This is a genomic window from Paenibacillus athensensis, from assembly GCF_004514475.2.
Lineage (GTDB): Bacteria > Bacillota > Bacilli > Paenibacillales > NBRC-103111 > Paenibacillus_AL > Paenibacillus_AL athensensis.
On sequence record NZ_MYFO02000014.1, the window covers coordinates 24576 to 50702 of the forward strand.

Annotated in this window: 24 protein-coding genes and 1 CRISPR repeat array; of the genes, 3 read left to right on the forward strand and 21 right to left on the reverse strand. The window is 52.7% G+C overall.

The features are described from left to right. Positions 1-118: 118 nt before the first annotated feature. The 4 genes from B5M42_RS20575 to B5M42_RS20590 are packed head-to-tail and all read right to left on the reverse strand — an operon-like array spanning position 119 to position 2178. Positions 119-883, reverse strand: coding sequence for a sigma-70 family RNA polymerase sigma factor (locus B5M42_RS20575; RefSeq protein ID WP_134754133.1), 765 nt, complete (start codon positions 881-883; stop codon positions 119-121). Beyond that, a complete protein-coding gene (gene rsbW, locus B5M42_RS20580; RefSeq protein ID WP_134754135.1) occupies positions 880-1326 on the reverse strand; it encodes an anti-sigma B factor RsbW in 447 nt (148 codons plus the stop codon). The genes B5M42_RS20575 and rsbW (B5M42_RS20580) overlap by 4 nt, the downstream gene beginning before the upstream one ends. Further along, positions 1323-1682: an STAS domain-containing protein gene (locus tag B5M42_RS20585; protein WP_134754137.1), complete on the reverse strand. Its 360-nt coding sequence runs from the start codon at positions 1680-1682 to the stop codon at positions 1323-1325. Before B5M42_RS20585 ends, rsbW (B5M42_RS20580) begins: the two co-directional genes overlap by 4 nt. A gap of 13 nt (positions 1683-1695) precedes the next feature. Continuing rightward, positions 1696-2178 carry a DUF948 domain-containing protein gene (locus B5M42_RS20590; RefSeq protein ID WP_134754139.1) on the reverse strand — a complete coding sequence of 161 codons (483 nt, stop codon included), beginning with the start codon at positions 2176-2178 and terminating at the stop codon, positions 1696-1698. Positions 2179-2354: 176 nt separating this feature from the next. On the opposite strand from B5M42_RS20590, the gene B5M42_RS20595 reads away from it, so the two are divergent. Beyond that, positions 2355-2813 (forward strand): Dps family protein, encoded by a 459-nt coding sequence (locus tag B5M42_RS20595; protein WP_134754141.1) that lies wholly within the window; start codon positions 2355-2357, stop codon positions 2811-2813. Positions 2814-2877: 64 nt separating this feature from the next. On the opposite strand, the gene rsbW (B5M42_RS20600) is transcribed toward B5M42_RS20595, so the two are convergent. The 8 genes from rsbW (B5M42_RS20600) to B5M42_RS25400 form a co-directional block, all read right to left on the reverse strand. Beyond that, positions 2878-3318, reverse strand: coding sequence for an anti-sigma B factor RsbW (rsbW, locus tag B5M42_RS20600; RefSeq protein WP_134754143.1), 441 nt, complete (start codon positions 3316-3318; stop codon positions 2878-2880). Further along, entirely contained in the window at positions 3315-3647 is a 333-nt protein-coding gene (locus B5M42_RS20605; protein ID WP_134754145.1) for an STAS domain-containing protein, read from the reverse strand. Before B5M42_RS20605 ends, rsbW (B5M42_RS20600) begins: the two co-directional genes overlap by 4 nt. Before the next feature lie 138 nt (positions 3648-3785). Next, positions 3786-4691: a hypothetical protein gene (locus tag B5M42_RS20610; RefSeq protein WP_134754147.1), complete on the reverse strand. Its 906-nt coding sequence runs from the start codon at positions 4689-4691 to the stop codon at positions 3786-3788. Between the two features lie 27 nt (positions 4692-4718). After that, complete coding sequence (gene glgD, locus B5M42_RS20615; RefSeq protein WP_134754149.1) at positions 4719-5852, reverse strand: glucose-1-phosphate adenylyltransferase subunit GlgD; 1134 nt, start codon at positions 5850-5852, stop codon at positions 4719-4721. A gap of 42 nt (positions 5853-5894) precedes the next feature. Beyond that, positions 5895-7082, reverse strand: coding sequence for a glucose-1-phosphate adenylyltransferase (locus B5M42_RS20620; RefSeq protein WP_407946135.1), 1188 nt, complete (start codon positions 7080-7082; stop codon positions 5895-5897). Between the two features lie 5 nt (positions 7083-7087). Continuing rightward, positions 7088-8989, reverse strand: a complete 1902-nt coding sequence (gene glgB / locus B5M42_RS20625; RefSeq protein WP_134754154.1) for a 1,4-alpha-glucan branching protein GlgB — start codon at positions 8987-8989, stop codon at positions 7088-7090. 127 nt (positions 8990-9116) lie between these two features. Beyond that, a complete protein-coding gene (locus B5M42_RS20630) occupies positions 9117-10250 on the reverse strand; it encodes a SpoIIE family protein phosphatase (protein ID WP_134754281.1) in 1134 nt (377 codons plus the stop codon). A gap of 299 nt (positions 10251-10549) precedes the next feature. Continuing rightward, complete coding sequence (locus B5M42_RS25400; RefSeq protein ID WP_268999297.1) at positions 10550-10672, reverse strand: hypothetical protein; 123 nt, start codon at positions 10670-10672, stop codon at positions 10550-10552. Positions 10673-10733: 61 nt separating this feature from the next. Between B5M42_RS25400 and B5M42_RS20635 the strand changes: the two genes are divergently transcribed. Continuing rightward, a complete protein-coding gene (locus tag B5M42_RS20635) occupies positions 10734-11165 on the forward strand; it encodes a YtxH domain-containing protein (RefSeq protein WP_167690012.1) in 432 nt (143 codons plus the stop codon). Between the two features lie 14 nt (positions 11166-11179). After that, complete coding sequence (locus tag B5M42_RS20640; RefSeq protein ID WP_134754158.1) at positions 11180-11605, forward strand: hypothetical protein; 426 nt, start codon at positions 11180-11182, stop codon at positions 11603-11605. Between the two features lie 100 nt (positions 11606-11705). Further along, positions 11706-14446: direct repeats of the CRISPR family, unit length 33 nt; unit sequence ATTTCAATCCACGCATCCCATACGGGATGCGAC. A 166-nt stretch (positions 14447-14612) separates the two neighbouring features. Here B5M42_RS20640 and cas2 read toward each other — a convergent pair. The 9 genes from cas2 to B5M42_RS20685 all read right to left on the reverse strand — a co-directional run bounded on the left by cas2 (position 14613) and on the right by B5M42_RS20685 (position 26039). Continuing rightward, positions 14613-14903 (reverse strand): CRISPR-associated endonuclease Cas2, encoded by a 291-nt coding sequence (cas2, locus tag B5M42_RS20645; RefSeq protein WP_134754160.1) that lies wholly within the window; start codon positions 14901-14903, stop codon positions 14613-14615. 10 nt (positions 14904-14913) lie between these two features. Then, a complete protein-coding gene (cas1c, locus tag B5M42_RS20650) occupies positions 14914-15945 on the reverse strand; it encodes a type I-C CRISPR-associated endonuclease Cas1c (protein ID WP_134754162.1) in 1032 nt (343 codons plus the stop codon). Continuing rightward, entirely contained in the window at positions 15942-16601 is a 660-nt protein-coding gene (cas4, locus tag B5M42_RS20655; RefSeq protein ID WP_134754164.1) for a CRISPR-associated protein Cas4, read from the reverse strand. The genes cas1c and cas4 overlap by 4 nt, the downstream gene beginning before the upstream one ends. Then, on the reverse strand, positions 16591-17454 hold the full coding sequence (gene cas7c, locus B5M42_RS20660) for a type I-C CRISPR-associated protein Cas7/Csd2 (protein WP_134754166.1): 864 nt from the start codon (positions 17452-17454) through the stop codon (positions 16591-16593). The genes cas4 and cas7c overlap by 11 nt, the downstream gene beginning before the upstream one ends. 14 nt (positions 17455-17468) lie before the next feature. Continuing rightward, positions 17469-19358, reverse strand: a complete 1890-nt coding sequence (gene cas8c / locus B5M42_RS20665; RefSeq protein WP_134754168.1) for a type I-C CRISPR-associated protein Cas8c/Csd1 — start codon at positions 19356-19358, stop codon at positions 17469-17471. Further along, entirely contained in the window at positions 19355-20077 is a 723-nt protein-coding gene (cas5c, locus tag B5M42_RS20670) for a type I-C CRISPR-associated protein Cas5c (protein ID WP_134754170.1), read from the reverse strand. The genes cas8c and cas5c overlap by 4 nt, the downstream gene beginning before the upstream one ends. 206 nt (positions 20078-20283) lie before the next feature. Beyond that, complete coding sequence (gene cas3, locus B5M42_RS20675) at positions 20284-22695, reverse strand: CRISPR-associated helicase Cas3' (protein ID WP_134754282.1); 2412 nt, start codon at positions 22693-22695, stop codon at positions 20284-20286. Between the two features lie 169 nt (positions 22696-22864). Then, positions 22865-24373 (reverse strand): glycoside hydrolase family 32 protein, encoded by a 1509-nt coding sequence (locus tag B5M42_RS20680; RefSeq protein ID WP_230633087.1) that lies wholly within the window; start codon positions 24371-24373, stop codon positions 22865-22867. Positions 24374-24482: 109 nt separating this feature from the next. Next, positions 24483-26039, reverse strand: a complete 1557-nt coding sequence (locus tag B5M42_RS20685; RefSeq protein WP_407946136.1) for an ABC transporter substrate-binding protein — start codon at positions 26037-26039, stop codon at positions 24483-24485. Between the last annotated feature and the right edge of the window lie 88 nt (positions 26040-26127).

Here is a 26127-nt window from a genome sequence, read left to right on the forward strand (position 1 = left end):
ATTCTACCACATTTTGCGTGGTAAGTTCATCCTGCGCGGCTTCAAGAGCTTGGAGCGTATCGGTGTCCGGGCTGCCTTCAAGCAATTTTGCGTAGGTGGGGTAGCATGGCGCTGCTGCTCACGAGTCTTCGTCCAGCACTTCCTTCAGCTTGTCAATCGCCCTTTTCTGAATGCGCGAGACGCTCATCTGCGAGACGCCCAAGCGACCGGCGATTTGCCGCTGCGACAGCCCTTCGTAGAACACCAGACGCAGCACCTGCTGCTCCTCCGGCTTGAGCTCCGCCATCGCTTCATCCAGATCGAGCTTGCGTTCCACGGCCTGATAGTCATTGCCAGGCAAGGCAATGAAGTCGGCAATCGTTGCACTGTCTCCTTCGTCGGAAAGCGGCGTATCCAGCGAGGTATAGTGATACATATCACGGCCCGCCAATATTTCGATCGTCTCCTCCGGCGTCAGGTCCAGCTTGGCGGCGATTTCCTCAATTTTGGGCGAGCGCTCCAATTCGACCGTCAATTCGTCGACTGTGCGTTGCACCAGCGCGCTTTTTTCCTTAATGCGCCTAGGTACCTGCACGTACCATGACTTGTCGCGCAAATAATTTTTCAAATGGCCGATCACGCTTTTCATCGCATACGCTTCGAACGGTATTTCACTCGTGCAGTCATACTGCTTGAATAGGCGCAGCAGCGACATGCGGCCAATCTGAAATAAATCCTCATAAAGATCGGGACGGCTGCGGGCGATTTTGCCAACGGCCATGCGTACGATCGGTTCATAGTGAAGGAGCAGCGCCGTCGCGGTTTCCTTGCACTCGTATTCGCGGTAAATCTTCATCTTGGAATAGATTTCATAAAGCGGCATGGAGGAAGGGTTCGCACTCATACCATTTCCTCTTTTCTCTCCAGCCTTTTGCGCATGACAATTTCGGTTCCGCTGCCGGCATCCGATCGCACTTGCACATCGTCCATCAGCGCCTGCATCAGATAAAGCCCCAGCCCGCCGACGCTAACCTCGCTCAAATTCGTTTCATATACCGTCGTCGAGCTGCCGTTCAGCTGCGTCGGATCAAAGCTTAGCCCGTGGTCGCGAATCGTAATCGTTAACTCGCCGCCGTCAATCTCCAGCCGCAGCTCGATCGTGCCTTCGTCTCCGTCCGCATAAGCGTGCAGAATGGAATTGTTGCAAGCCTCGGCCACGGCTACCTTCATATCCTCGATCGCTTCGTAGTCGAAGCCCACCTTCGTGGCGAAGCCATATAACGTCAATCGGACAATATCCAGATATTCGGCTTTCGCGGGGATCGTCAGTCCAATGTATGGATTCATAAGCTCTCTTCCCTCTTCAGTTGGGTATTGGTGTTAAAGCTTCCGGTCAGGTAGCGGCCTACGCCGGTCAAATCCAGCAGCCGCCGAATATGATTCGGAATATGCTGAATATGGAAGGGACGTTTCATTCCCGCCCGTGCCTTCAGCATCGACACAAGAATGCCGATTCCCGTGCTGTCTATGTACTTGAGCTCGCGCAGATCGAGCACCAGGGCCCGATCCTCGTCCGCCACCAGCGTCTCGACCGTAGCCGCCAGCTCCGGGGCCGCGAAGAGATCAAGCTCGCCGCTCAAGTATACCTTATTTTCTGTTTCATCGGATTCCTTGAAAATATAAAACTTGCGTAATGTATTCACTTGCCTCGTCCTCCTAATCTAAGCCGCTCGTGCGGGCCGTCCGGTTCGTCTTCCATGAGCGCCACAGCTCCATTGCCGCGCCCGCTCCTTGGGCAATCGCATTCAATTTGGGGGCAAGCCGCGCAGGCTGCGCTTGCTGCGAGCCCGATCCGGGCTGCGCCGCTTGAGCGCCGAGCTTGACCGAAGCCATCAGGCCGGCCGCCGATTGTTTGAACGCCGAGGTCAGCTCATGCGCAACCTGGCCGACATCGTTGACCGAGCTGAACAAATGATTCAGCTTGGCGAGCTTATTGCGCACGTCCAACGCCATCTCGTTCGTATTTTGAATCACGTCTTTCACTTCATTACTGATTTCGTTCGCTTCGTTTTTCATATCGCTCATCGTCGCGGTGATTTCATCTAAAGAAATCTTCAACGCCTTCAGCGTCTGGATCAAATAAAACGCCAGCACGGCAAAAGCGACAGCCACGATCGCGGCACTGATTTGCAGCAGCATGGGACAACCTCCTTCAGCATCATGTACCCATTAGTTACCCTGTCCCGATTTCTTTGAAACAGCTATCGACAAAAAAAATCATTCCTGCTTCGGACTGTTTCATCCCTTGCCCTGCCGGGTAACAATGATCATGCTCGACGCAACACCAATCACGAATATTGAAGGAGGCAATTCTCATGGCAAAAGTCGCTGTTAAGGAACAACCGATCGCTAAAATGTTGAACAAGCAGGTCGCTAATTTCTCCGTACTGTACATGAAAATTCACAATTTTCACTGGTACGTGAAAGGCGAGAACTTCTTCACCCTGCATGTGAAATTCGAGGAGCTGTACAACGAAATCACCTTGCATCTCGACGCTATTGCCGAGCGGATGCTGGCGACAGGCAGCCAGCCTGTCGCCACGCTCAAGGAACAGCTGGCCACCGCTTCCATCGAAGAAGCGAAGGGCAATGAAGATGCCAACGGCATGGTGCGGGCGCTCGTAGCCGACTTCGGCCGCGTATGCGACGAACTGAGCGAAGCGATCGAAGCGGGGGAAAAAGCGGGCGACGAGCCTACAGCCGACCTGCTGATCGGCATTCGCAGCTCACTGGAAAAGCACGGCTGGATGCTCAGCGCCTTCCTCGGCAAATAATCGGGCCCAACGGCCCGCACAAAAAAACACGGCAAGGACGGATTCCCCGTTCCTGCCGTGTTTTTTATATATATTTGACCAACATGACCTCTGTACCGCCCGGCTCGCTGTGAACCTGCACTTCGTCCATCAACGCCTCCATCAAGTACAAGCCAAGTCCGCCGACTTCAAGCCCGCCGAAGTCTGCTTCCCCGCCGAGAGGCGTCATATCGTCCATTGGCCGGCGCGTGTCAGCCAACGACTCCTGTCGGACGCCCAGGCCCTCATCGCGGACGCGAATGGTCAGCGCGACGTCCGACAGCTCGAACGACAGCTCCATGCTGCCTGGCGCTTCAGCCGGGTATGCGTGCAGCACGGCATTGTTGCAAGCCTCCGACACCGCCACCTTCATATCCTCAATCGCCTCGAAGGCAAACCCCAGCTTGGAGGCGATGCCGTACAACGTCAGCCTCACGATCTCCAAATATTCGGCTTCAGCCGGTACACGCAATCGGACGACGCTCATGCTCTATCCTTCAACTCCTCATTCAAAAAAGGCGAAATCCCCGTCAAATCGAACAGCCGTTGGATGTTCGCGGGTACGCTGCTGACCAGCAGCGGCGCTTTCCGCTCATGGCGGGCCTTGATGGCCGACACCAGAATCCCGATGCCCGTACTGTCAATATAATGCAGATGCGCAAGGTCGAGTATCAGCGTCTTGTCCGTGCGGGGGATGACAGATTCCAGCGCCGCCTGAAACGAAACAGCCGCCGCCAAATCCAGCTCGCCGTGAAGATGCAGGGTTACCGCACTGCCCAGCTCGCTTTGTTCAATCTGAAATTTACCTGCCGACATAAGTCACTCTCCTCTTCATTAAGTAAAATGGGCCTACCTCCATAGTAACAAGCCGCGCTGCCAAAAGACAAGTTTGGCGGCGGGCAGCAGCTGCGCCGCAATGGCAAGAAAGCCGGCATTTCGCCAGCTTCGCTCCAATTATGCGCTTGTAATATGGTAATAAGAAACGGACAATAGCTCCTTCGTCGTCGGATCGACAAACAGCTTGATCAGCGTTTCGCGCCGTTGATACACCAGACCGTCTTCAGCCGTGTAGTCCGGCTCCCCGAGCCGCTCGCGCAAAGCCTCCAGCGTAAGCGCAACGCGCTTGCCGTTGATGTCCAGCGATCCGACCTCGACCGGAACCGAGACATACCACACTTCGCCGTCCATAAAGCCTACATCCATCGAAGGATAACGGTACGTATACAGTCCTGGCTCCGGATCTTTCTGAACATCATATGGCATTCCCTTCTTCGCTACAACCTGCTCATAGCGATCGCTCAGCGTCAGCCCCTCCACGCTGGAGAAAACCGCAGCGTCGTCGGACGCCGCCGTGGGCTCGCTGGCGCCCGCTGCGCCGGCCTGCGCGGAAGCCGGGCCCTCCCGGGCCGGGGCCCCGCCGCCGCCAGCTGCGCCGTTCGGACCGCTGGCCGCTTGACCCGCGTCGCCCGCGTCGGCGGCTTCGGCGGCGGCTGATCCGGCCAGGCTCGCTGCCGTCGCTGCACCGCCGGCTCCCGCGCCTGCGGCAGCTTGTCCGCCGCCGGCAGAGACCGGCTGCGCTGTGCCAGCGACCGCTGCCTCCGCCTCGGCCCGCGCTGCCTCCGCCCAGGCTCCGTGCGTATCGCTCGCGCCGTCCGCTTGCACCGCCAACTCGCCGAGCACCGCCGGCGACAGCTCCGTCCCGGCAACCGCTGCGCGCAGCGGTTGCTCCGGCATCAGCTGTACGATGGCCAGCGTCATTGCGCCGACGAGCGTCACGCCAGCCGTCACCAGCAGCGCGTTCATCCGGGAGCGCCCCGGCCACACCGACCGCGCTTTACGGATCGTTTCGCTTCCATTCATCACGTTGCCCCCTCTCGTACCGGCCGTCTACACGACCTGATATTTGGCCGCCACATAAGGCTGGCGCATTTCCCCCGTCAAGACCGATCCAGACTCAACCTGAACCAGCTTGTCCAAAATCACCCGATCCAGCGTGGCGCTGGCGGCAATTTCACAATCATTCATCACAATGCTGTTGCGGACGACCGCGCCCTTTTCCATGCTGACGCCGGGAAAAATAATGCTGTTCTCCACCACGCCCTCAATCCGGCAGCTCGGCGCGATGAACGAATTGCGCACCAGCGCGCTGTCCGGACATGCCGTCGGCTGCTCGTCTCCAGGGCGCGTATGCAGCCGCTCCCGGTTATGCAGCAGCTCCCGCCAGCCCTGAGGATGCAGCAGGCCCATGCTGTGGGCATAGTAGCTGTCCAGAGAGTCGATGATGGCAAAATAACCGTGGGACGCGCACCCGCGCACATCCAGCTCGTCAAGACGGCTCCAGACGCTGTCATGCACCTGCGCCGCTCCCGTTCCCCGGCTTGTCCCCAGCAGCTCCAGCAGCAGCGTTCGTTTCATCAGCATCGTGCCCAGATACAGCACGTCGTGCTCACCGGGCAAGCTCAGCGTCCGCCATTGCGCCGCTGCCACCCGCCCCGTTGCGTCCAACTCCAAATGGAACGCCCCGTTAACAAACGACTCCCGCTCCTTGGGCGTCAGACGCTTGTACAGCACGGTAATGTCCGCGCCGCTTTGCTCGTGATGCTCCAGCATCGTTCGGAAATCCATCCTGTACAGCACACCGCTGGGCGCCAGCAGCGCATACGTCTCACTACGGCCCCGCAAATAATCGGCATGGCTGGCCAGCAGCTCCAAGCCGCCGGCTCCCGGCGGTGCGGACGTGTGCGGCAGAACCGTCAACCCGCCGCTGCCTCCGGCCTCCTCAGCCGCGTCCAGCCCCCAGGAGCCCCCGTCGCCGATATGGGCGAGCAGAGACCCCGCCTTCGGATGAGACAGCACGGCAACCTGCCGGATGCCTGAATCGCACAGATTCGATAAAGCAAAATCGATCAGCCGGTAACGCCCTGCAAACGGGACCGCTCCCAGACACCGATTGCGCGTCAATTCGTCCAGACCTCCGGGCTCTTCCATCAAATTGATCAAGCCAAGCATAGGTTCCATCATCCGCACCTCCTTTATGGGGCTGTCCGCCAGAAGCGGATGCCGTTAAGCAAATGTCCAGCGCGTCCGCGCCGAAGCAGCAACCATCGGCTGTGCAGCCGGACGACGGGCAATGACGCGCTTCGGACCGATCAGCGTCACTCCAGCGCCGTCCGGCTCGCCGACCGTAACGCCGTCCTGCAGCACTGCTCCGGCGCCGATGATCGCGTTTTGCACGACGACGCCGTCGCCGATGCGCGCGCCCGGCATGATTACGCTGTTCACGATCCGGCTGCCTGCGCCCACCTTTACGCCATCAGACAACACCGAGCGCTGCACATGGCCGTGTACGCGCACGCCGTCGCCGATCCGCGAAAGCACCAGCGCTGCTTGCGGACCCAAGAAGCTGGCCGGCTGCTTGTGGCGCTTCGTCGCCACCGGCCACTCGTATTCATCCCACTGCAGCTTGGGCGTCGGACCGAGCAGGTCCATGTGCGCAGCCCACAAGCTTTCGACCGTGCCGACATCCTTCCAGTAGCCGTAGAAGCGGTAGGCCGCAAGCGGCGCTCCCTCGCGCAGCAGCGCCGGAATGACATCGCGGCCGAAATCGCGCTGCGAGCCGGGCTCGCGGGCATCGCGCTCCAGACATGCCTCAAGCACGTCGCGATTGAAAATATAGACGCCCATAGAGGCGAGATTCGAAGCGGGCCGCTCCGGCTTTTCCACGAAATCGGTCACCCGTCCGTCCTCGTCCGTGCTCATGATACCGAACCGGCTTGCTTCCTCCGGCCGCACCGGCGTGACCGCAATCGTCACATGCGCCCCTGACGCTTTATGGCGCTCCAGCATCGGACGATAGTCCATCTGGTAAATATGATCGCCGGAGACGATCAGCACATATTGGGCATCCAGTCGACGCAAGTAATCGAGATTCTGATAAATCGCGTCAGCGGTACCGGCATAAGCGTCGGCCGCTCCCTGACGCCGTTCGAGAATTGTCGCGCCGCCTCCGGCTTCACCGAGTCCCCACGCTTCGCCTCTTCCAATATGCGCGTTCAGCACCTCGGGCCGATATTGGGTCAGCACCCCGATCGAGGTAATCCCCGAATTGCGGCAGTTGCTTAACGCAAAATCAACGATCCGGTATTTGCCGCCGAACGGCACCGCCGGTTTGGCCAATTGTGCCGTAAGCTCGCCGAGCCGTCGGCCCTCGCCTCCTGCCAGCAGCATCGCCACACATTCCTGCTTATTCATCATGCTCACCCTTTCTCCGATTGTCGTTTCAGCATCACCGCACCCAGCGGTGGTATCGTCAGACTCACGCTGTACGGCCGGCCCTGGCAGTGCCATTCCTCCGCCTCCAGCGGTCCCTCATTGCAAACGCCCGTGCCGCCGAAAGCCGGCCCGTCGCTGTTAAACGCTTCATAATAAGTGCCCGGTTCATTTACGCCCAAGCGATAGCCCTCGCGAGGCTGCGAACGGAAATTGCAGACGATGATCAAGAACTCCTCCCCGTCCGCCGCCTTGCGCACGAACTGCACCAGTCCGTCGCTCGTGTCGTCTGCGCCAATCGGCTCAAAGCCGGCGGGATCATGGTCCATCTCCCAAAGCGCCTTTTCCGCCAAATAGAAGCGGTTAACCTCTTGAACGAACGTCTGGAATTGCCGGTGCTCTTCATAATTCAACAGCTCCCACTCCAGCGAGCCCTCTGCGTTCCAATCGTCCATTTGTCCGAACTCCGTGCCCATGAACAGCAGCTTTTTGCCCGGATGACCCATCATATAGCTGTACAGCACGCGCAGGTTGGCAAAACGCTGCCAGTTGTCCGTGCCGGACATTTTGCCGAGCAGCGATTTGGTGCCGTTCGCCGTCTCGTCATGCGAGTAGGGCAGCACGTAATTTTCGTCCCAAGCCCGCGAGAACGAATCCGTCAGATCGGCTTCCCGATCGATCCGCTCCTCTTCCGGTGTTTTCATATATTCCAGCGTGCGGCAGCTCCAGCCCATATTCCATTTGTAGTTAAAGCCAAGCCCGCCCTGATCGACCGGCGTCGTCACGCCCGGATAATCGCTCGAATCCTCAGCCATCATCAGCGCATTTGGATAACGGGAGAAGACCACGGCATTGAGCTTTTGCAGGAAAGCAATGCCTTCCAGATTCTCGTCCCCGCCCATTTCATTCTGAATGCAATCCTCGGGAGCCCGGTCGAAATTCAGCGTCAGAATGCTGTACACCGCATCCACCCGCAAGCCATCTACCCGGTAAATATCCATCCAGAACAGCGCGTTGGAAATCAAATAGCTCAACACCTCAGGCTTGCTGTAATCAAAAACCTGAGTTCCCCAGGTGGCATGCTCGCCTTTGCGCGGATCGGCATATTCGTACAGCGGGGTTCCATCGAACCGCGTCAGCCCGTGATCGTCCTTGCAAAAATGCGCCGGCACCCAGTCCATAATGACCCCGATGCCTTCCTGATGGCAGCGGTCCACGAAATACATGAAATCCTTCGGCGAACCGAACCGGCTCGTTACCGAGTAGTACCCCGTCACCTGATAGCCCCACGAGGCGTCCAGCGGATGCTCCTCCAGCGGCAGCAGCTCGATATGCGTATAGCCCCGCTCCTTGACGTAGCTGACCAACTCGTCGGCAAGCTCGACATAGGTGTAGAAGCCGCCGTCCTCCTTGCGCTTCCAGCTGCCCAGATGCACCTCATAGATCAGCAGCGGCTGCTGGAGAAACTGATTCTCCGTCTTGGTCGCATGCCACTGGTCGTCATTCCACTCATACCCTTCCAGCGACGTCACTATCGACGCCGTGCCCGGACGCAGCTCCGAATGGAACGCATACGGATCGGCCTTCAAATAAATTTCGTCATCCGCCGTAACAATTTCATATTTATAAAGCTCGCCTTCGCTCAATCCCTCTATGAATAACGTCCAGATCCCGTCGCGCCGCTGCATCGCGTGCTGGCTGCCGTCCCAACCGTTGAAGCTGCCGGTGACGTTCACCTGCTTCGCATTGGGGGCCCATACCGCAAAATGCACGCCGCTTTGACCATCCCTCTGCGTCACATGCGATCCCAAAAACCGATAGCTCTGATATTGCGTCCCCTCGTGCAATAAATATAAATCGTCCGCACTTGCCGCTGCAGCCGTTGTCATCTTCAGTTCCTCCCCGTAATGGTTCATGTCTACTTGTAAATAAACGCTATCTACGGGATTGAAACAACAAACACGCAAGATTTTTCCACCCTGTGGAATCTCTTGCGTGTCCGCCTGTTTCGCCTGATTATACGGTTTTGATCAATACCAGACACATGTCGTCTTGCGGCGCGCTTGTTTTGCCGACCGGATATACATCCTCCAGTAGCCGCCCAGCATCGCCTTCCCCGATACGCTTCAAACCGCGCATCAGCCTGCTGTACGCCGTCTCGTCGCTGTCGCCGAGCCATTCCGTCAAACCGTCCGTGAACAGCGCCAGTTGGGCTTCCGTCTCATACGTCAGTGTCCCTTTCTCCATCTCGATCGTTTCAAAAAAACCAAGCGCGCAGCAGCCTTCCTCCAGCAGCGTCACATCGCCGTCCAGCACAGCGATGCCCGCCGGATGCCCGGCATTGACGTACTCAATCGTGCGCGCTTCCGTATCCAGCACCAAATAAATCGCCGTGAAATAATAATTGATCAGGCTATCCGATACGTGCAGCTGATTCATCCGCCGATTCAGCTCCTGCATCACCCCAACCGGATCGCCAATGCCGACAATCGTATCCTTGAGCGCAGAATAGATATACATACAAACCAGCGAAGACGAAATCCCATGCCCCATCATATCGAGCAAAATAATCCCGTAACGCCCGTTGCCAATCGGATACCAGGCGTACAAATCGCCGGCCAGCTCCGAGGACGGACGATATACGGCCGTAATGCGCGTATGCGCGTCGTCGACCGGATGGCTGAGCATCGTGCGCTGCACCTGCCGGGCCAGCTCCAGCTCGTATTTGATCCGCTCGTCGCGTTCTTTATGCCAGTCCTTCTCGAATTTCAGGCGCAGCGTGGACCGGATCCGAGCCAATAGCTCCACCTTATTGATCGGCTTCATCACATAATCGGTCGCCCCGGCGTCCAGCGCCTCGGCCAGCTTGTGCGAATCGCCGACAGCCGTCACGAAAATAATCGGGATATCGCGAAAGCGTTCATGGTTCTGAATCGTCCGGCACGCTTCAATTCCGTCGATTTCCGGCATCATCAAATCCATCAGAATCAGATCGACCGGCGCTTCGCCGCCCACAGCGTCGAGATCGAGATGCGTGTACAGCCCCTTCGCCGACGTAAATTGCTTGAGACGCGAATAACCGGCTTTTTGCAAAATCTTCTTTATAATCAACAGATTGGTTTCATTATCGTCCACAATGGCGATATTCATATGCAGAAAATTCATAATGCCTCGCCCCTCCAGGGAAAAATAGATCGGTCCTCCTCATGCTGTATCCATGCAGGTGCCTATCCTTTCTATATTAGCACGAAAAGAAAAACAGTTCCTTCTTTAACTACCCGCATCGCCGAAAAATGAATCAGCCGGGACCAAAGGATTTCAGTCCCCCGTTCCTTCCGCCGCCTGAGCGGCTCCCCGAGGGCCATACTTTGCGCATGTCCGCGCCCCAGCGCCGTCTTGCGACCTGCTGCAGCCCTGCAGCAAGCCCCCTGCTCGCTGCCCCTTGCTATTCAGCCTATCGTCTGGCTGATGGCCTTGTTTTTGCTCATCTTGTCGCCCTGCTCACTGCTCATCTTGTCGCCCTGCTCACTGCTCATCTTGCCGCCGAATCCGCTTGCCCCTGTTTCAAACATGTCTTGTCCGGTTACAAATGGGTAGGAACGATGAACCACCTCAAACAAAGGAGAGATGACTATGAATGAGACGATGACGACGGGAAATACAGGCAAAAGCGGACTGTGGACGGGACTGTTGATCGGAGGCGCCGTAGGCGCAGTCGCTTCCCTGCTGCTTGCCCCCAAATCGGGCCGGGAGCTGCGCACGGACTTGTCCGAAGCTTGCAAGGAGCTGAGCGGCAAAGCCTCGAACCTGGCCGCCACAGCCGGCGAAAAAGCAGGCCAATTGATCAACGCTGCCAGCGATAAAAGCGGTCAGATCGCTTCCGCCGTGAGTGCCACCACGCGCAAGCTGGCTGACGGCATCAGCCGTCAAGCCGGAGACATCGCCGAGCAGGTGCAGGACGGCAAAGAACGCATGTCCGATGCGCTGCACACGGCGAAGGACCGTCTGGAAGACGCCGCACAAGGCGGCGCAGCCGAACACAACAAGCCGCAAAGCCGGCTGTAAGGGAGGGAACTGCCATGAGCTGCAGTGAGCTGCACGATCAGTTGAACGAGTTGGGATTGAAGCGCATCCAATATCTGGAGAAGTCCGTGTACGAGGTCGACATGACCGATGAAGCGACCGACAGCGCGTACACCTTTACCGTCAGCATCCTCCGCTACGAGGACGGCGAGACGGCTGTCCAGCTGGAAGAAGCCGGCATGGACAACACGGTCATGGTGCCACTGCACATCCGTTGCGCCGCGCTCAACAAACTGCGTGAGATCGAACAAATCTGCCGTAATAGCAGAACCGATCCCGCGGTCGAGTCGGCAGCGCACGCCACCAACGGCTCCATGGCCCCGAACATGGACGAGATGAAGAAGCTGGGCAACGAAATGAAGCAGATGAAAACCAACAGTGAACTGCTGGAAGAGAATATGATTCCCGATCCGATCCAGTAAGGGAAGCTGTCGCGTGACAATAACAAGCCAAAAGCCCGATTCGCAGGAGTCGGGCTTTTGGCTTGTTGTTTTCATGTTTTGCCTACGGTGTGCGGGCTTTCTCTTAATTCACGCATCCCATACGGGATGCGACTGGCTCGCCGTCGGCTTCCATCCCGCTGACATTATTTCAATTCACGCATCCCATAAGGCATGCGACGAGTAACAACCAGTTGACACTTACTACTGATCCTGATTTCAATCCACGCATCCCATACGAGATGCGACCACGGATCTTTTCAAGCTCTCCTACGGACAGATGCGCATTTCAATCCACGCATCCCATACGGGATGCGACCTCGCCGCCAATGTAAATCCAAAAATAGTTCAAATTTCAATCCACGCATCCCATACGGGATGCGACACATGGCGAATGGGCTACTTTGGATGACATATTATTTCAATCCACGCATCCCATACGGGATGCGACTCGCACTGGCCAAGTAACATTGGATCAATACACATAATTTCAATCCACGCATCCCATACGGGATGCGACTCAATCTCCTCTTTGGTTGCATCGCGCACCGTTAATATTTCAATCCACGCATCCCATACGGGATGCGACTATTATTCTTCGGGTTCTTCTGGTGGGCTATCATCATTTCAATCCACGCATCCCATACGGGATGCGACCAGCATAGACAGCGTTTTTGATAATGTTCAGAACAATTTCAATCCACGCATCCCATACGGGATGCGACGGCCAATTTTCGTATTTCGTCTACGGGATTGGGCATTTCAATCCACGCATCCCATACGGGATGCGACTGGGAACACGTTTAACAGCACGGGTAATCAGGCTCTATTTCAATCCACGCATCCCATACGGGATGCGACCGTATAAATCGCATGCGACACGTCTGGGTGAACCATTTCAATCCACGCATCCCATACGGGATGCGACCGGAGCTCTTGAATTTCATCAAATACAGCAAATTCATTTCAATCCACGCATCCCATACGGGATGCGACGTGGAGCGTGATCGAGGAAGTCGATTTAATCGTTATTTCAATCCACGCATCCCATACGGGATGCGACCGCTGAGCAAATCAACATGCTCGCGCGGTCGGAAATTTCAATCCACGCATCCCATACGGGATGTGACTCGACATTCAGCCAGAGGGGGGTATGGGTATTTGTATTTCAATCCACGCATCCCATACGGGATGCGACTGTCGTTTTTGATAGAGTAAGTATCAGTTAGTCGGATTTCAATCCACGCATCCCATACGGGATGCGACAGCATACCACGACAAAACATCGTTCGACAAGAGGGATTTCAATCCACGCATCCCATACGGGATGCGACTGACGACTTTTCTTACATTATAAATTCGGATCATATATTTCAATCCACGCATCCCATACGGGATGCGACCAAACTGGCCAGCTTGTGTTCAAACATTCCGATTTTATTTCAATCCACGCATCCCATACGGGATGCGACGGAAACCGTTCAAGGGAGATTAGACTACAGATGAATTTCAATCCACGCATCCCATACGGGATGCGACTGACGGCTCCTGCCAGATTGGGTGCTTTCCAGCTATTTCAATCCACGCATCCCATACGGGATGCGACAATCGAACACAAGGATGCAAAAACTGTATAGGGGAATTTCAATCCACGCATCCCATACGGGATGCGACATTGGGGCAATCTCGATTACGGCGTTATGGAGCTTATTTCAATCCACGCATCCCATACGGGATGCGACCTCAACAAGAGCAAAGTATTTTTCTTTAAAAGCTTATTTCAATCCACGCATCCCATACGGGATGCGACGATAACTGGTCGTGGAGACGGAACCGCCTTGCCTATTTCAATCCACGCATCCCATACGGGATGCGACGACCCATCCCCATCCTGCCGCGTATGCAACAGTAGATTTCAATCCACGCATCCCATACGGGATGCGACTTACCTGTCTTTACACGGCGGCTCCGCGCTTTTTGGGATTTCAATCCACGCATCCCATACGGGATGCGACGCCATGCGAGCAGCAGCGGCAGGAGCGGAAGGAGATTTCAATCCACGCATCCCATACGGGATGCGACGAAAAATTACAGCTCCAGTCGATACGGTCGTTGTATTTCAATCCACGCATCCCATACGGGATGCGACTATTTGTTTGATCGTCAGCTTCCTGTTACTAAAGCATTTCAATCCACGCATCCCATACGGGATGCGACCACGTACATACGCGCAGTTTTCGTTGAACGACGATTTCAATCCACGCATCCCATACGGGATGCGACCGCTCATGTTCACTAATCCGTTTTGGGCTAAGTTATTTCAATCCACGCATCCCATACGGGATGCGACAAAAAAAATAACATGAGAGGGGTTCTTTAGATTGATTTCAATCCACGCATCCCATACGGGATGCGACTTGGAGCTTTGCTCGGCTGCGACACGTGAAGAATTTATTTCAATCCACGCATCCCATACGGGATGCGACTGATTCAAAAACTCTATTTCTGTATCTGATTTTTATTTCAATCCACGCATCCCATACGGGATGCGACTTTTCTTGAAAAAATGGCAGAAACCTGGCAGGAAAGATTTCAATCCACGCATCCCATACGGGATGCGACTGTTTTGATTATTCAGCGGGATCGTCCTGCTCAAATTTCAATCCACGCATCCCATACGGGATGCGACCTTCTTTGTCCCATCCATTCAATACGGATTCAGCATTTCAATCCACGCATCCCATACGGGATGCGACGCAACCAGGATTACCTGGATGCAATGGCCGTCGTATTTCAATCCACGCATCCCATACGGGATGCGACAGCGGTTTTAGGCCAAAAAACAACCAAAAACGCACATTAATTACAAAAAACAACCTAACTATTCATTACAAAAAGCAATTCAAAACCTCTTAGCCTAAAAAATAGAAGTATTTGTAAAATTAGAGGTGCGAATCTCTTATAAAGGTATGTGTACTTAACTTCCGCACTACAGGATGAGAGTCCCTTCCAGATCAATCGATTCTTTGACACCGAAATGCTCAACTTTGTTTTTGAAATGGTTTCCAAGTTGATAAAAGCGCAGACTATCTTGCTCTTGATCAATAATAGCAAGCAGTCTGATTTTTAAGCTTGCAAACTGAGTCGCATCCACTACACATTCAAAAACGGAGTTTTGCACGCGTTGACCTACATCTTGACAAGCTTTGGATACTTGACGTAATCTCCGCTGGCCTGCGCTATCCATCGTACTTACATCGTAAGTCACCAACACAAGCAACGCCGCTCACCTACTTCCATAAAAAAGGGGGATATTCATCCAGATCATTTCTCAAGTGCCGGGCTAACAACAAGGCTTGCGCATATGGCACAAGTCCCCACGATATCTTCTCGCCCAAATAAGGGTGGGTAATTTTGTCCTGTTTCTTATTTTGCCAAGCCGTAAGGAAATTTCTTCTTGCTTCATCTTTCATCATAACAGCGCCATTTTCTTTTTTCAAAAAGTCTTCCTTTTTGACGATTTTTTTGTTGATCAGCGACAATACAAACTTATCTGCATATACGCCACGCAGCTCCTCCATGACATCTAACGCCAGAGAGACGCGCCCCGGCCGGTCGCGATGCAGAAATCCAACATAAGCATCCAAGCCCACCCCCTCCAGTGCAGCTGCAACGTCATTTGCCAGGAGAGAGTACGCAAACGATAACATCGCATTAACATGATCAAGCGGAGGTCTTCTTGATCGGGAGCGAAAGTAGAAATCTTCTTTGTTCTGTAAAATCATTGCATCGAACAATGAATTATATCCTACAGCGGCTTGCCCCTCAAGTCCTCGTAGCCTCTGTAAATCTTCACATTGCCTGACTTCCAATAGAAGATTCGACAACTGCTGAGATACCATTTTGAATTGATTGACATCGATACGTAATGGATAATCCCGAGTCATGCGCTCCAATAGCCATTTGTGGTTGTAGATTTTTCCGATAATAAAATTTCGCGCAATTCTTGCTGAGTAAACCTCATTCTCTGACACGGCATATTGCTTCTTGCGTAACACCACATTTCCCCGACTTTCTCCAATAACCCTGGCAAGGAACCTGCCGCTGGATGTGTAAAAGACGATTGAAATGTTTCGTTCGGCACAATAACCCATTAATGCAGGACTTGCCCCGGTATACCCGAACGAAATAATCGATTCCAGATTATGCAGAGGCAATCTGCCTAGAGTCTCCTTCTCTTTCAAAACGACAATGTTGTCGCCATCCAAAGAAAGATACGCCTCAGGTTGAGTAATAAACAACGTATTCAGTAATTTCCTCATCTTCCGATAGTTCCTTCAATATAATTCTTAACGCTTCGCTTGTTCATTAACTCAGGCAAGCAAATATGCTGCAGAGAGCAATTTTGGCAGAAAGGACCTGTTTTTACTTTAGGCGTATATCTACGACCATAGTAGTCCTGCATCTCACGAACGATGATTTTGACTTTATCCTTCAAACTCGCTGTTAACTGAACCTCCACCCGATGCTTGATCTCATGGTAATAGATGGCTCCGACCTCAATCTCGCAAAGTAACATTTCTTCAAGACAAATGCTTTGCGCTACAAGCTGCATAATATCTTCATCTTTTAACTTGGGTTTGCCGCGCTTGTATTCCACCGGATAAACGGCATAGCTTCCTTCAGCATCATGAATAGGAACTCCCTGATCGCTGCGTATAAATTCCACCACGTCACAAATCCCCGAAATACCCAGCATCTCTGATTTGACTGGCATAGCGCGAACAATAAGCTTATCTCCCCGTTTTTCGCGAATAAAGGGTTGGTCGGCCTTCTGGTGAAGATGCGAACCTTCGATGGTTTTTACATTTTCCTCCCATTGCTGCTCAATATGAATAAGCGCCCACTGACGCTTGCAAAATTGAAAATGTTGAATGCCCGATAGCATCAAATAATCGGCATCTTCACTAATTTCCATTCAAAACCTCAACTTCCAAACCGTCCAAGGGACTCACCGTAAAGCGGTAGTCCTGAATTTGTCTAGGTTCCTTAACCAACTTCTCCCATACTAAAGAGCGATGTACTTTGGCTGACGAATGTTGTCCCATTTTGGATTTGTGTACCCACCAATACACGTGATGTACCTCCATGCTGCCTTCGGGTCTTGCAGAAGAGGCGTCATTTTCAAACAACGTCACCAAGGCTTCCTGAATCTTACTCGCATCCTGTTCGGTAAATCCGGTTTTTTCAGCCAATTGCGTATTGATGCTTCCGTAGAAAATATAAACGCCCCATTCCACGCGATGCTTCATGCCCATCGTATCAGAACCTCGGGATGCGCCCGGTTCGGAATTAACACTTTTGGTAATCTGCATACTTGTAATGTCAACAGGTTCGATGCTGGTTGCTGTATGAATGGATACCGGTCCGCGAATCCCTACCGACACGCCTTGACCTTTATCTTGTCCTTTAAAAGCAAACACTTGGCCGAAGCTTCGCACATCAAGCCACTCCTCACAAGCAATTCCGGCGAATTCCTCGGCAGTCGCAGACTTCGCTTTCAGCGCCTTTTCTAACCGGGCGTTCCCGTCGGCACGTTCTCGCAAGCTGCCAAATGCATCTGATTTCCGATCATTAGACTGAACGAAAATCGCTTCGCCCATATCCTGCAGCCGATTTCTTATTTTCCGTTTCAAAGCCACGTCCGAAATCTCACCGTAGCCATCATAGTTTTGTCGCGGCCGGTTTCCGTTCAGGGGGTCGCCGTTCGGATTAGCGCGAGTTACCGACAAAACTACTGCAAAATCAATCTTTCTATCCAAAATGGTCATAACGCTCTCTCCTTTTATTCAGCTGCTTCTTCGGCATCTGATGATTGTTTATGAACGTATCTCAATTCATGTCGCTGACTGGAAAAGCCCAGTAAGTAAACGTCAGCTAGCCGTTCGTTATTAAATTGATCCGCGGGAATATGAGAAAGAATTTCATCAATCAAATCATTATACGATTTGGCTTTTCTTCCGAGCTTGGCTTTGTAGGGCAATAAGCTGTCCTGAATCGTTCTCCAGGTTCTTGCCGGATGCATCGAGAACGCATGCATATACCGAGCTGCATTCGTTTCCCGGTCTTCTTTGCCCAAAGCCCATTTTTCCAGCATGTCCGCCACTGCCAACAAACGGCCGAACAAATAGCTTCGATCATAATTCGTAGTATCCAAGGCCACTGAACATTTCTCCTTTCGGTTTATAAGTGCGCAAGCAATACTTAGCGTCTTCTCCCATTCCCAGCGTTCCATCGAGACCGGGTTGGATGCTCGTTGTCGAGCGCTTACTATAATATCTCTGGGAATATCTCGCCCTTCGTCAATAATACAGGGCAATATACGTTCCATAAGTCCTTTGACCACTTTATCGCCCGCCTTTGTTCCATAGGCTGCAAATGCAATATCCTTCGTAGCCGGAGCCCCGAGAAATTGTACAAATTGTCCATCTTTATCCTTACGGTAACGATGCAGCCATATACACGTGGAATGCCAGTCCACGAGTCTGTCCAAATAAAGCTCCTTTTGCATGTTCCGATAATACAACACAGCCATTCGCCCTGTGGTAGCCGAATCAACGATCAGGATATTAACGTTGGCTTGACTGGATAAATTCCCTCGGAACCCGTCAAAGGCTTTTGCAATTTCCCGAGCAAACTCTTTATTTGTAAAAGCGACTCGCTCGTTAATTACCGACTGAGAGGGAAAGATTGCAAATAAATCCTCGGAAAACTCAGGAACATCAAGATCCTGATTGCCCCATACCAGAAAAACGCGTTGATCGAACGTTTTCGCTTGGCGATTAATCAGCCATTTCAAGGCATTATGCGCCTTTTGTGAAACCTCGTAGCTGATGCTTGCTGCGTCCTGACTATTTTGAAATCGCCCCCGGAACGTAAATCCACTCGTATCATTGGCAGAGATCAGCTTCGCTTTGTCTCCTGCATGTCTGATTTTATTGGCATGCTTGTCTGTGGAAGGAAACCACTGGCCCGTAACGTAACAAAAATCCTCTGCACCCAATTGACTGCTGTAAAAATGGATAAACGAATCGTACATCTCGGGATCCTGCCATACTTTAGTCAGCCTGGAATCCGGCGAATAGACAGTAAAACGAACAAACGCGCTGGACTGATCAGAACTAATCGCAGTGAATATGGACGGCTTGACGGCGCCGCTGGCTTCGGCACTCTTATCCCACTTATCAACAAGCTGCCCGTTGCCATCCACGAATAAAATTCCTTCAGCAACAAGATCCTGAATCAGCCTTCTCTTGTTCAAGTAGTGATAAATACTTTTCACTTGGGGTGTTGAATAGGGAGAAGCAGCCCAGCTTTCCAATTGCTTGATGTAATAAACAAACGGTTCCTCTTTTTTGATTTCTCCGCCATAGGCCACAAAATCACCTGCGACGTAGCTTAGTTTATCGTGCAAAGGGTATGGAGCGATCTTGGATCCGGCCCTATTGGCAGAATCCTCTGTACAGGGTATTAATGTATTCATATCACTCTTATCAATCACATTAGCCGAGTGAAATTCTCCCTCCTCTGTGACCCTCACTTCAATATGAGCCTGTTGTGTCGTGTGCGAGACTGGTAATAACGTAAACTCTTGTTCGTTATGCTTGATCTCAATTTTCCCGACTTGATTTTCATTCAGCTTATAGGTTTCATAGAGATTTAATAACCAACTCATGAATGCCCTCTCTCCTCCATCTGCTCCCACAAAGCATCAACAGTTTCAATGGCAGCAGGATCAAAATGTTTGGGCAGCATATCTGCAACCTTACGTACCTTCGTACACGTCTCAGGTCGATCAAACTCAATCACGCCGTTCCTCATCACCGGATTCCACAGCCGAACCTCCAACTGGTTCCTGCCTGTTTCATCAGGATAGTTTAGGCCATGAACCATCGTCCCAAAATGAATCTCACCTTCGTAATGGTCATAAAAGCCTGCCGCTTCGCCAAATACGCACGGTTCCACATAAGCCTGGCATTCTCGCGCACCTAGAAAAATATCCCTGCGCCCGCCAGCTTTCAACGCCCGCTTCATGACATTATGATGCTTGTGTTCGTTCCGATCATGAGCCAAATCAGGGCGGTTCAAGTTGAATTCAAAATGAGCTTGTACCTCGTAGGCAACATCTCGCAAATAGGTAGCATAAGCCAGACTATTCCCGCCTCCATAATCCATAGGCCGCACACCCTTGGACTCCATACGAATCGCCTTCATCACGCGAATCTTGTCCACTACAATGGTAATGGTCGGTTTCCAGTATAAGCTTTCGACAACCCCTTTAATCGCGCTGTATGTAGGCACCGAATAAGTCAATTTCTCCCCACCAAGTTTGGTTAACGGGTCGGTAAATAATGCATAGGGCCCGCTAACGACGAATTCAATACTATTCCTCACAAATTCACCTCCTTATTTATCCAAAAAACCCTATATCTATATTACACAATATGTTTATTTCTGTAAATACTTAAAGCATTATATGAATTATATATTTTTGTTTACATTCATAGTATAATGAATCGTCGCTAATCTTATAGCGTGGATTGAAGGATATAATGCTTGAAGTTGAAGAAAAACCTGTCACATCGACAGGTTTTTTCCCTTTAGATCATATTCATCTCCATGCTTCCATCATTTTCTACAGCCAATCCGTATTCGTCGCTGTAAGCAGACTCTTTTAGCGCCCAAATCTTGCCTTCCGCTAAGCTGACCAAGCCGCCATTTCTTCCAAGCTCCCTCCACTCGTGGTCGAACAATTGAATCGTGTATTGCTGAGCTTGGCGCAATAGCCGGGAAACAAGCTCGATACACTCTTCACCGTTGAGAGCCACGATGATGTCTTTGCCTTTATCTCCAAACGGCACGATCACCGATTTGCCTTGTTGATCAATCACATCAAAGTTCTCCGCAGCAGTTCTGTAGCTATTAACAAGACATAAGGGTAGTGCCTTCCTTTTATTGTCCTTATAAGCGAGATTATATGAACTGTTATTTCTGTTGGCTGTTAGCAGCTCCGTCATATTTAATTCTAAACCGGGGATGAAATATTCCAACGATGAAGTCAGTTCCCCGTAAAACTCCATGAAGTACCGCTTCATTGCCTGTCCGGACAAAATATTACCTTGATGCAGGCTCGGGTCTCGCTGTAAATCCCGAAGCAATTTCCCAGCACACTGCTTTCCCCTTGAAATTTCTTTCAACCGACTTAATTTCTCCTCTTCATGATCAATCAGGTAGACGTTCCTGCTCTTATCCTTGCCATGACGATTACATCTTCCCGCAGCTTGAGCTAATGAATCCAAGCCGGCCAAGGAACGAATCACACATTCAAAGCTGATGTCTACCCCCGCTTCAATTAACTGCGTACTGATACACAGTACCTTCTCTTTGCGCTCCAAATGAGTTTTCACTTGCTGGAGGATATGCTTGCGATGCGCAGCGCACATAGCGGTACTAAGATGATAAACTGGAAAATCACTCTCTGCCAATTGGCGGTACAATCGCTTCACGACGGCTTTAGTATTCAAAATAACAAGCACACTTTGCAACTCAGTCATTTGTTCATGTATGAGTTCAGCCAATTGATTCGTATCGAACGGTTTCCCCTGCACCCGATCCACGATTTCTACCCTTTTAAAAGCTTTTTCTACGCGATCCAGATCAGGAATGATCTCCGCATGTTCGTCGATCTCCAACTGATATTTAACCGAATCTAACGCAGGCTGTGTAGCCGTGCAAAGAATAAGACTGGATTTACCAACCTTATTCAAAAAATTCAAAGCAAGATTGAATAAAGAAACACAAGAAGCAGGAACCTTCTGTACTTCATCGAAAATAATCACGGATTCGCATAGATGATGCAGTCTGCGAATATTTCTGCTGCCCTTGGCATAAAACACATTTAAAAATTGCACCAACGTGGTAAAAATAATCGGTGAATCCCAATTATCTTTTGCCAGCTTTAATTTCTGTCGAACTTGGACAAATCCATCTTCATTTTCATCATCGTCGTCAACATCGTCAACTACGTTCGAATGATGCTCCAGAATATGCTGGTCATCCTTTAGAATCCTCCGCACTTCTTCTGCATTTTGTTCAATAATCGTCGTATATGGAACGACATAAATGATATGCTTTTTTTGATATTTACAAGCATGCTTGAGCGCATATCTCAAGCTGGCCAGCGTTTTACCGCCCCCTGTCGGGATGGAAAGCGTATATATGCCTGAAGGCTTTTTTGCAAATTGCTCGCATTGCTCAGACATTTGTCTTCTGAGTACGTCAATATCTGTTTCTATTTCAAAAGAATCGAGCCTGTCCAACAATCTTTGATAATAGGAGTCAAACAACTCCCCTCGGCACGGCACAACCTCCTCTGATTTGTTTTCTTCAAACAGTCGCGTATTGGTACGATCAGCATCAATCAATGCACTAAAGACAAATTTGCTTAAAAACATGAGCTGGCTTTCTGCTCCAGCTGAGCCGAACCGATTCAGATATGCTTCCAGCTCCGCAAGCGCCTTAGCTACGTATTTTCGTAGTTCCTCTTCATCTAACATATACTGAAAAAAACATGCCTTGGAGCGTTCAAACTCTTTCAATTCGACTTCTTTCACACGTCGCAAATAGGGAGACTCCAGATTCGGGCTCAAGAAATCATGGAGATACGAATGATGAGATAAAATCGCATTGCCCACCAACTCCGCAAGAACCCACTTCATTGGCTCAGGCGGCCACGTGTGAAGCATTTGAAAGAGCAATCTGGCTCCAGCTGTGGAATGGTCGACGCTCCCGCGCCTTGGAGGAGCATCAGGATTGTTTACTGCCTCAATAATATAAGTTTGAAAGGCTTCCGTATATTTACCCATATCATGAAGCATGCCTGCAAGACCAGCAACGTACTTGACTCCAATTTTTTCACCATATACCTCCGCCAACTTTTGAACTCCACGCAAATGCTCTTCAACACTTTGAATTTTTTTATCGCTTGCACGAATATGAGCAATGTATGTCATCTCAGCCCCTCTTTTACCATGTTTCACGTTGTTTTTCACACATAGTTTCCTCATCATCATAACACAATTTCTTCCAGAGCGTCCCGAATCCACAGCAAAAACACACCTTTACCCAATGGTAAAAGTGTGTCCTTGGCCTGTCGCTTCCGCGCACCCTAGTCTCCTGCCCTTATACCCCCACCAGCGCATACATCGACTTGAGCGGGTACAATTGCAGCTCCACCGCGCGGCCCTCGCCGCCCTCAGCATACAGCGCAAGCCCTGTGCTGGCCGGGTCGGGGAAAATCTGATCGGTCAGCACGATTTCTCCGTCATGGACGAACAGCTCGACCGACGATTGATCGACGAACAGCTGCAGCCGCAAGCGTCCCTTCCGCAGTGGGACGCGCAGCTCATGCCGGCAGGCAAAGCCGTCGTGAAAGCTGCTTTCGCCCGACCGGCGGCGATCGACGATCAGCGTCTGCTCGGCAGCCCGGTAGCCGATCACGGTCTCTTCCTCCGCCGAGGTCCGCAGCTTGAAGCCGATCTCGGCGGCTGTCCCCGGCTCCAGCTCGCACACCAGCTCGTAGACATCACCGCAGACGCCGGCGAGCAGGTTCTCGCCCGGCTCGACGGCAGCGTCCCGCAGCAGCACCTCCCGTCCGGCTTGCCGCAGCCCCTGCAGCTCGGAAATCGGGCGCTGCACCAGCCGCAGCCCCTCCGGCGTCTCGCGCAGGCTCAGCTCGCGCGGCAGCGTCATCGCGCTGCGCCAGGTGCTGGTCGGCGTCTGGTTGGCATATTTCCAGTTGCTCATCCAGCCCACCGCCACCTTCCGCCCGCCGTCTCGCGGCGCATCCGCCCACGTCACCCCGGCGTAGTTGTCGCGGCCGTGATCGAGCCACAGCACCCTTTCCGCCGACGCTTCGTTCACAAACGCCAGACCGTCGAAGCTGCCGACGAAATACTGCGTCTTCGATCCGTCGGCCAGCTCCGGATGATCGCCGATGCTGACCAGCAGCGCCCACTTGCGCTGCCCCGCGCTGCCTTCCACCGGCAGCTCGATCAAATCCGGGCACTCCCAGACGCCGTCGTGCGAGCCTTCGTCCGCGCCAAATTCGCTGGCGAACGTCCACGCCTTTAAATCGCCGGACGTGTACAGCCGCACCCGGTCACCCGCCGCGAGTACCATCACCCAATATGCGCCCGGCTCGTACCAGATCACCTTAGGGTCGCGAAAATCGGTGAACCGCTCGTCGCTCAGCACCGGATTGCCGGCGTACATCGTCCACGTCCGGCCGCGGTCCGTGCTGTACGCCAGGCTTTGCCGTTGGCGCGGACGCGTCGATCCGGGATAGTGGTCGGCGTGCGTGAACAGCGCCACCAGCCCGGGCCGGCCGCCGAGCAGCCCGCAGCTGTCGGTCCAGTCGACCACCGCGCTCCCCGAGAAAATCGCGCCGTTGCCGTCCGGCGCCAGCGCAATCGGCAAATGCTCCCAATGAACGAGATCGCGGCTTACGGCATGGCCCCAATGCATCGGCCCCCAGGTCATGCCGTCCGGATGATGCTGGTAAAACAAATGGTATTCCCCTTCAAAATACACCATGCCGTTCGGATCGTTCATCCACATGGTCGGCGGCGTAAAATGGTACTGGGGCCGATACTTTTCCCTGTATGCTCCTGCATTTGCTCCTGTCGTCATCGCTTGCTCCATCCTCCCGCAGTCCAAGAAATCCTCCGCCTGCCCGTACACAACTCAAGCCGGAACAAGGATATCTTCGTCCCGGCTTGCACAGTGTCGAAGCGGCTTTTTATTGGCCGGCCTTTTTGAATTCGTCATACGCCTTCTGATAGATCGTCAGGTAATCCTGCAGGCCGATTTGATCCAGCTTCTTCAGATAGCTGTCCCATTCGGCATCCACGCCGCCTTCCATCAGCCATTTCGCCTTCATTTGCTTCGTATATTCCTTCAGCTGCGTCTCAATCTGGTTGACCTTGTCCAGATCGTCGGCGGACAGGAATACGAACGGATAGTTTTCCTTCACCTGATAAGGGAAGTAATATTGCTGCAGCTCGTCCAGACGCTGCTTCGCGCGCGGCTCCATGTCCACCAGCGTGCCGAATTGCTCCTTTGTCACCGCCAGCGGCCCGTTTGGCGCGACCTTGATCCGGTATTCACCGGCTGTCGTCCCCTCCGGCACCGGCAGGTTCACCAGCTTGCCGTTCTCTTCCTTATACACCTCGCCGATCGGCCCCCAATGCGCCTGAATGCCGGTTTTGGCCTCGTAGAGCTGGTCGGCCCAACGCGCCGTGACCTCGGGGCTTTTGTTGGTTTTCGTAATGACGAAGGAGTCGCGGGAATACTCCGAGTAGTTCGTTTTGCCGATGACGATGTTGCCATCCTTGTTTTTCAGCGGCGGCAGCAGCGCGTAGTCCTTCATCCGATCCTGACCGACGATTTCAGGGCCTTCCCACCAGATGAACGAGCCGAGCGTTTCGTCGGCCGTTTTGCCCTTGGCCTTCAGCTTTTCACCGTCAACCGTGGCGATTTCCGGATCGATCAAGCCTTCCTCATACCATTTGTGAAAATAAGCAATCGCCTCTTTATACTCGGGAATCGCCACCGCATACAGCACCTTGCCGTCCTTGACGATGCGGTGATCGTCCATCGACACGTCCGGCGCGCCGAACATGCCGAGCAAATCGCCTTCGTTGCCGCACCAGCCCTGGAACCAGAACGAGAGCGGAATGACCGTGCCTTTGCCGTTCGGATTTTTTTCCTTGAACGCCTTGAGCACATCGTGGTACTCCTCCAGCGTCGTCGGCATCTTCAGACCGAGCTGGTCGAGCCAGGTTTTGTTGATGAACATCTGGTTCGGCATGTTGACCAGATTCATTTCCTCGGCATACGGCAGCGAGTAGATATGGCCGTCCGGCGCGGTCACGATCGCCTTCAGATCGGGCCGTTTTTCCAATAACGCCTTGAGGTTCGGCATGTATTGATCGATCAGCGTCTCCAGCGGGATAATCGTGCCTTCGCTGCCCAGCTTGGTCAAGTCGTAATCGCTAAAGCCGGCGTTGTAAAACGCGTCCGGCAAATCGTTCGTGGCGATCAGCAGGTTTTTCTTCTCCTGATAGCCGTCTGACGGTATGTTGTTCCATTCAATGTGCACATTGGACTGCGCTTCGAGATTTTTGAAGAACGTCATGTCGCCGAAGGCCGGCGCCAGCGGATTTTTGGGCGAAACGAATTTGAGCGTCACCTTATCTTTGACAATCGGGTAACCGGCTGTGTTGACTTGAGCCGCTGCCGGCGTCGGCGCGCTACCGGAATCGGAGCCCGAATCCGAGCATGCCGTGAATACCATCCCTGCGGAAACGACTACCATGAATGTAGTTAAGCTTTTTTTCATATCTGCAACCTCCCTGTTATGAATAAGAAATCTCGTATGATGC

Bases quoted from the DNA above. Each gene is read 5' to 3' on its own strand.
- B5M42_RS20575 (WP_134754133.1), bottom strand. From the start codon at position 883: ATGAGTGCGAACCCTTCCTCCATGCCGCTTTATGAAATCTATTCCAAG.
- rsbW (WP_134754135.1), bottom strand. From the start codon at position 1,326: ATGAATCCATACATTGGACTGACGATCCCCGCGAAAGCCGAATATCTG.
- B5M42_RS20590 (WP_134754139.1), bottom strand. From the start codon at position 2,178: ATGCTGCTGCAAATCAGTGCCGCGATCGTGGCTGTCGCTTTTGCCGTG.
- B5M42_RS20595 (WP_134754141.1), top strand. From the start codon at position 2,355: ATGGCAAAAGTCGCTGTTAAGGAACAACCGATCGCTAAAATGTTGAAC.
- rsbW (WP_134754143.1), bottom strand. From the start codon at position 3,318: ATGAGCGTCGTCCGATTGCGTGTACCGGCTGAAGCCGAATATTTGGAG.
- B5M42_RS20605 (WP_134754145.1), bottom strand. From the start codon at position 3,647: ATGTCGGCAGGTAAATTTCAGATTGAACAAAGCGAGCTGGGCAGTGCG.
- B5M42_RS20610 (WP_134754147.1), bottom strand. From the start codon at position 4,691: ATGAATGGAAGCGAAACGATCCGTAAAGCGCGGTCGGTGTGGCCGGGG.
- glgD (WP_134754149.1), bottom strand. From the start codon at position 5,852: ATGATGGAACCTATGCTTGGCTTGATCAATTTGATGGAAGAGCCCGGA.
- B5M42_RS20620 (WP_407946135.1), bottom strand. From the start codon at position 7,082: ATGAATAAGCAGGAATGTGTGGCGATGCTGCTGGCAGGAGGCGAGGGC.
- glgB (WP_134754154.1), bottom strand. From the start codon at position 8,989: ATGACAACGGCTGCAGCGGCAAGTGCGGACGATTTATATTTATTGCAC.
- B5M42_RS20630 (WP_134754281.1), bottom strand. From the start codon at position 10,250: ATGAATATCGCCATTGTGGACGATAATGAAACCAATCTGTTGATTATA.
- B5M42_RS25400 (WP_268999297.1), bottom strand. From the start codon at position 10,672: ATGTTTGAAACAGGGGCAAGCGGATTCGGCGGCAAGATGAGCAGTGAG.
- B5M42_RS20635 (WP_167690012.1), top strand. From the start codon at position 10,734: ATGAATGAGACGATGACGACGGGAAATACAGGCAAAAGCGGACTGTGG.
- B5M42_RS20640 (WP_134754158.1), top strand. From the start codon at position 11,180: ATGAGCTGCAGTGAGCTGCACGATCAGTTGAACGAGTTGGGATTGAAG.
- cas1c (WP_134754162.1), bottom strand. From the start codon at position 15,945: ATGAGGAAATTACTGAATACGTTGTTTATTACTCAACCTGAGGCGTAT.
- cas4 (WP_134754164.1), bottom strand. From the start codon at position 16,601: ATGGAAATTAGTGAAGATGCCGATTATTTGATGCTATCGGGCATTCAA.
- cas7c (WP_134754166.1), bottom strand. From the start codon at position 17,454: ATGACCATTTTGGATAGAAAGATTGATTTTGCAGTAGTTTTGTCGGTA.
- cas8c (WP_134754168.1), bottom strand. From the start codon at position 19,358: ATGAGTTGGTTATTAAATCTCTATGAAACCTATAAGCTGAATGAAAAT.
- cas3 (WP_134754282.1), bottom strand. From the start codon at position 22,695: ATGACATACATTGCTCATATTCGTGCAAGCGATAAAAAAATTCAAAGT.
- B5M42_RS20680 (WP_230633087.1), bottom strand. From the start codon at position 24,373: ATGACGACAGGAGCAAATGCAGGAGCATACAGGGAAAAGTATCGGCCC.
- B5M42_RS20685 (WP_407946136.1), bottom strand. From the start codon at position 26,039: ATGGTATTCACGGCATGCTCGGATTCGGGCTCCGATTCCGGTAGCGCG.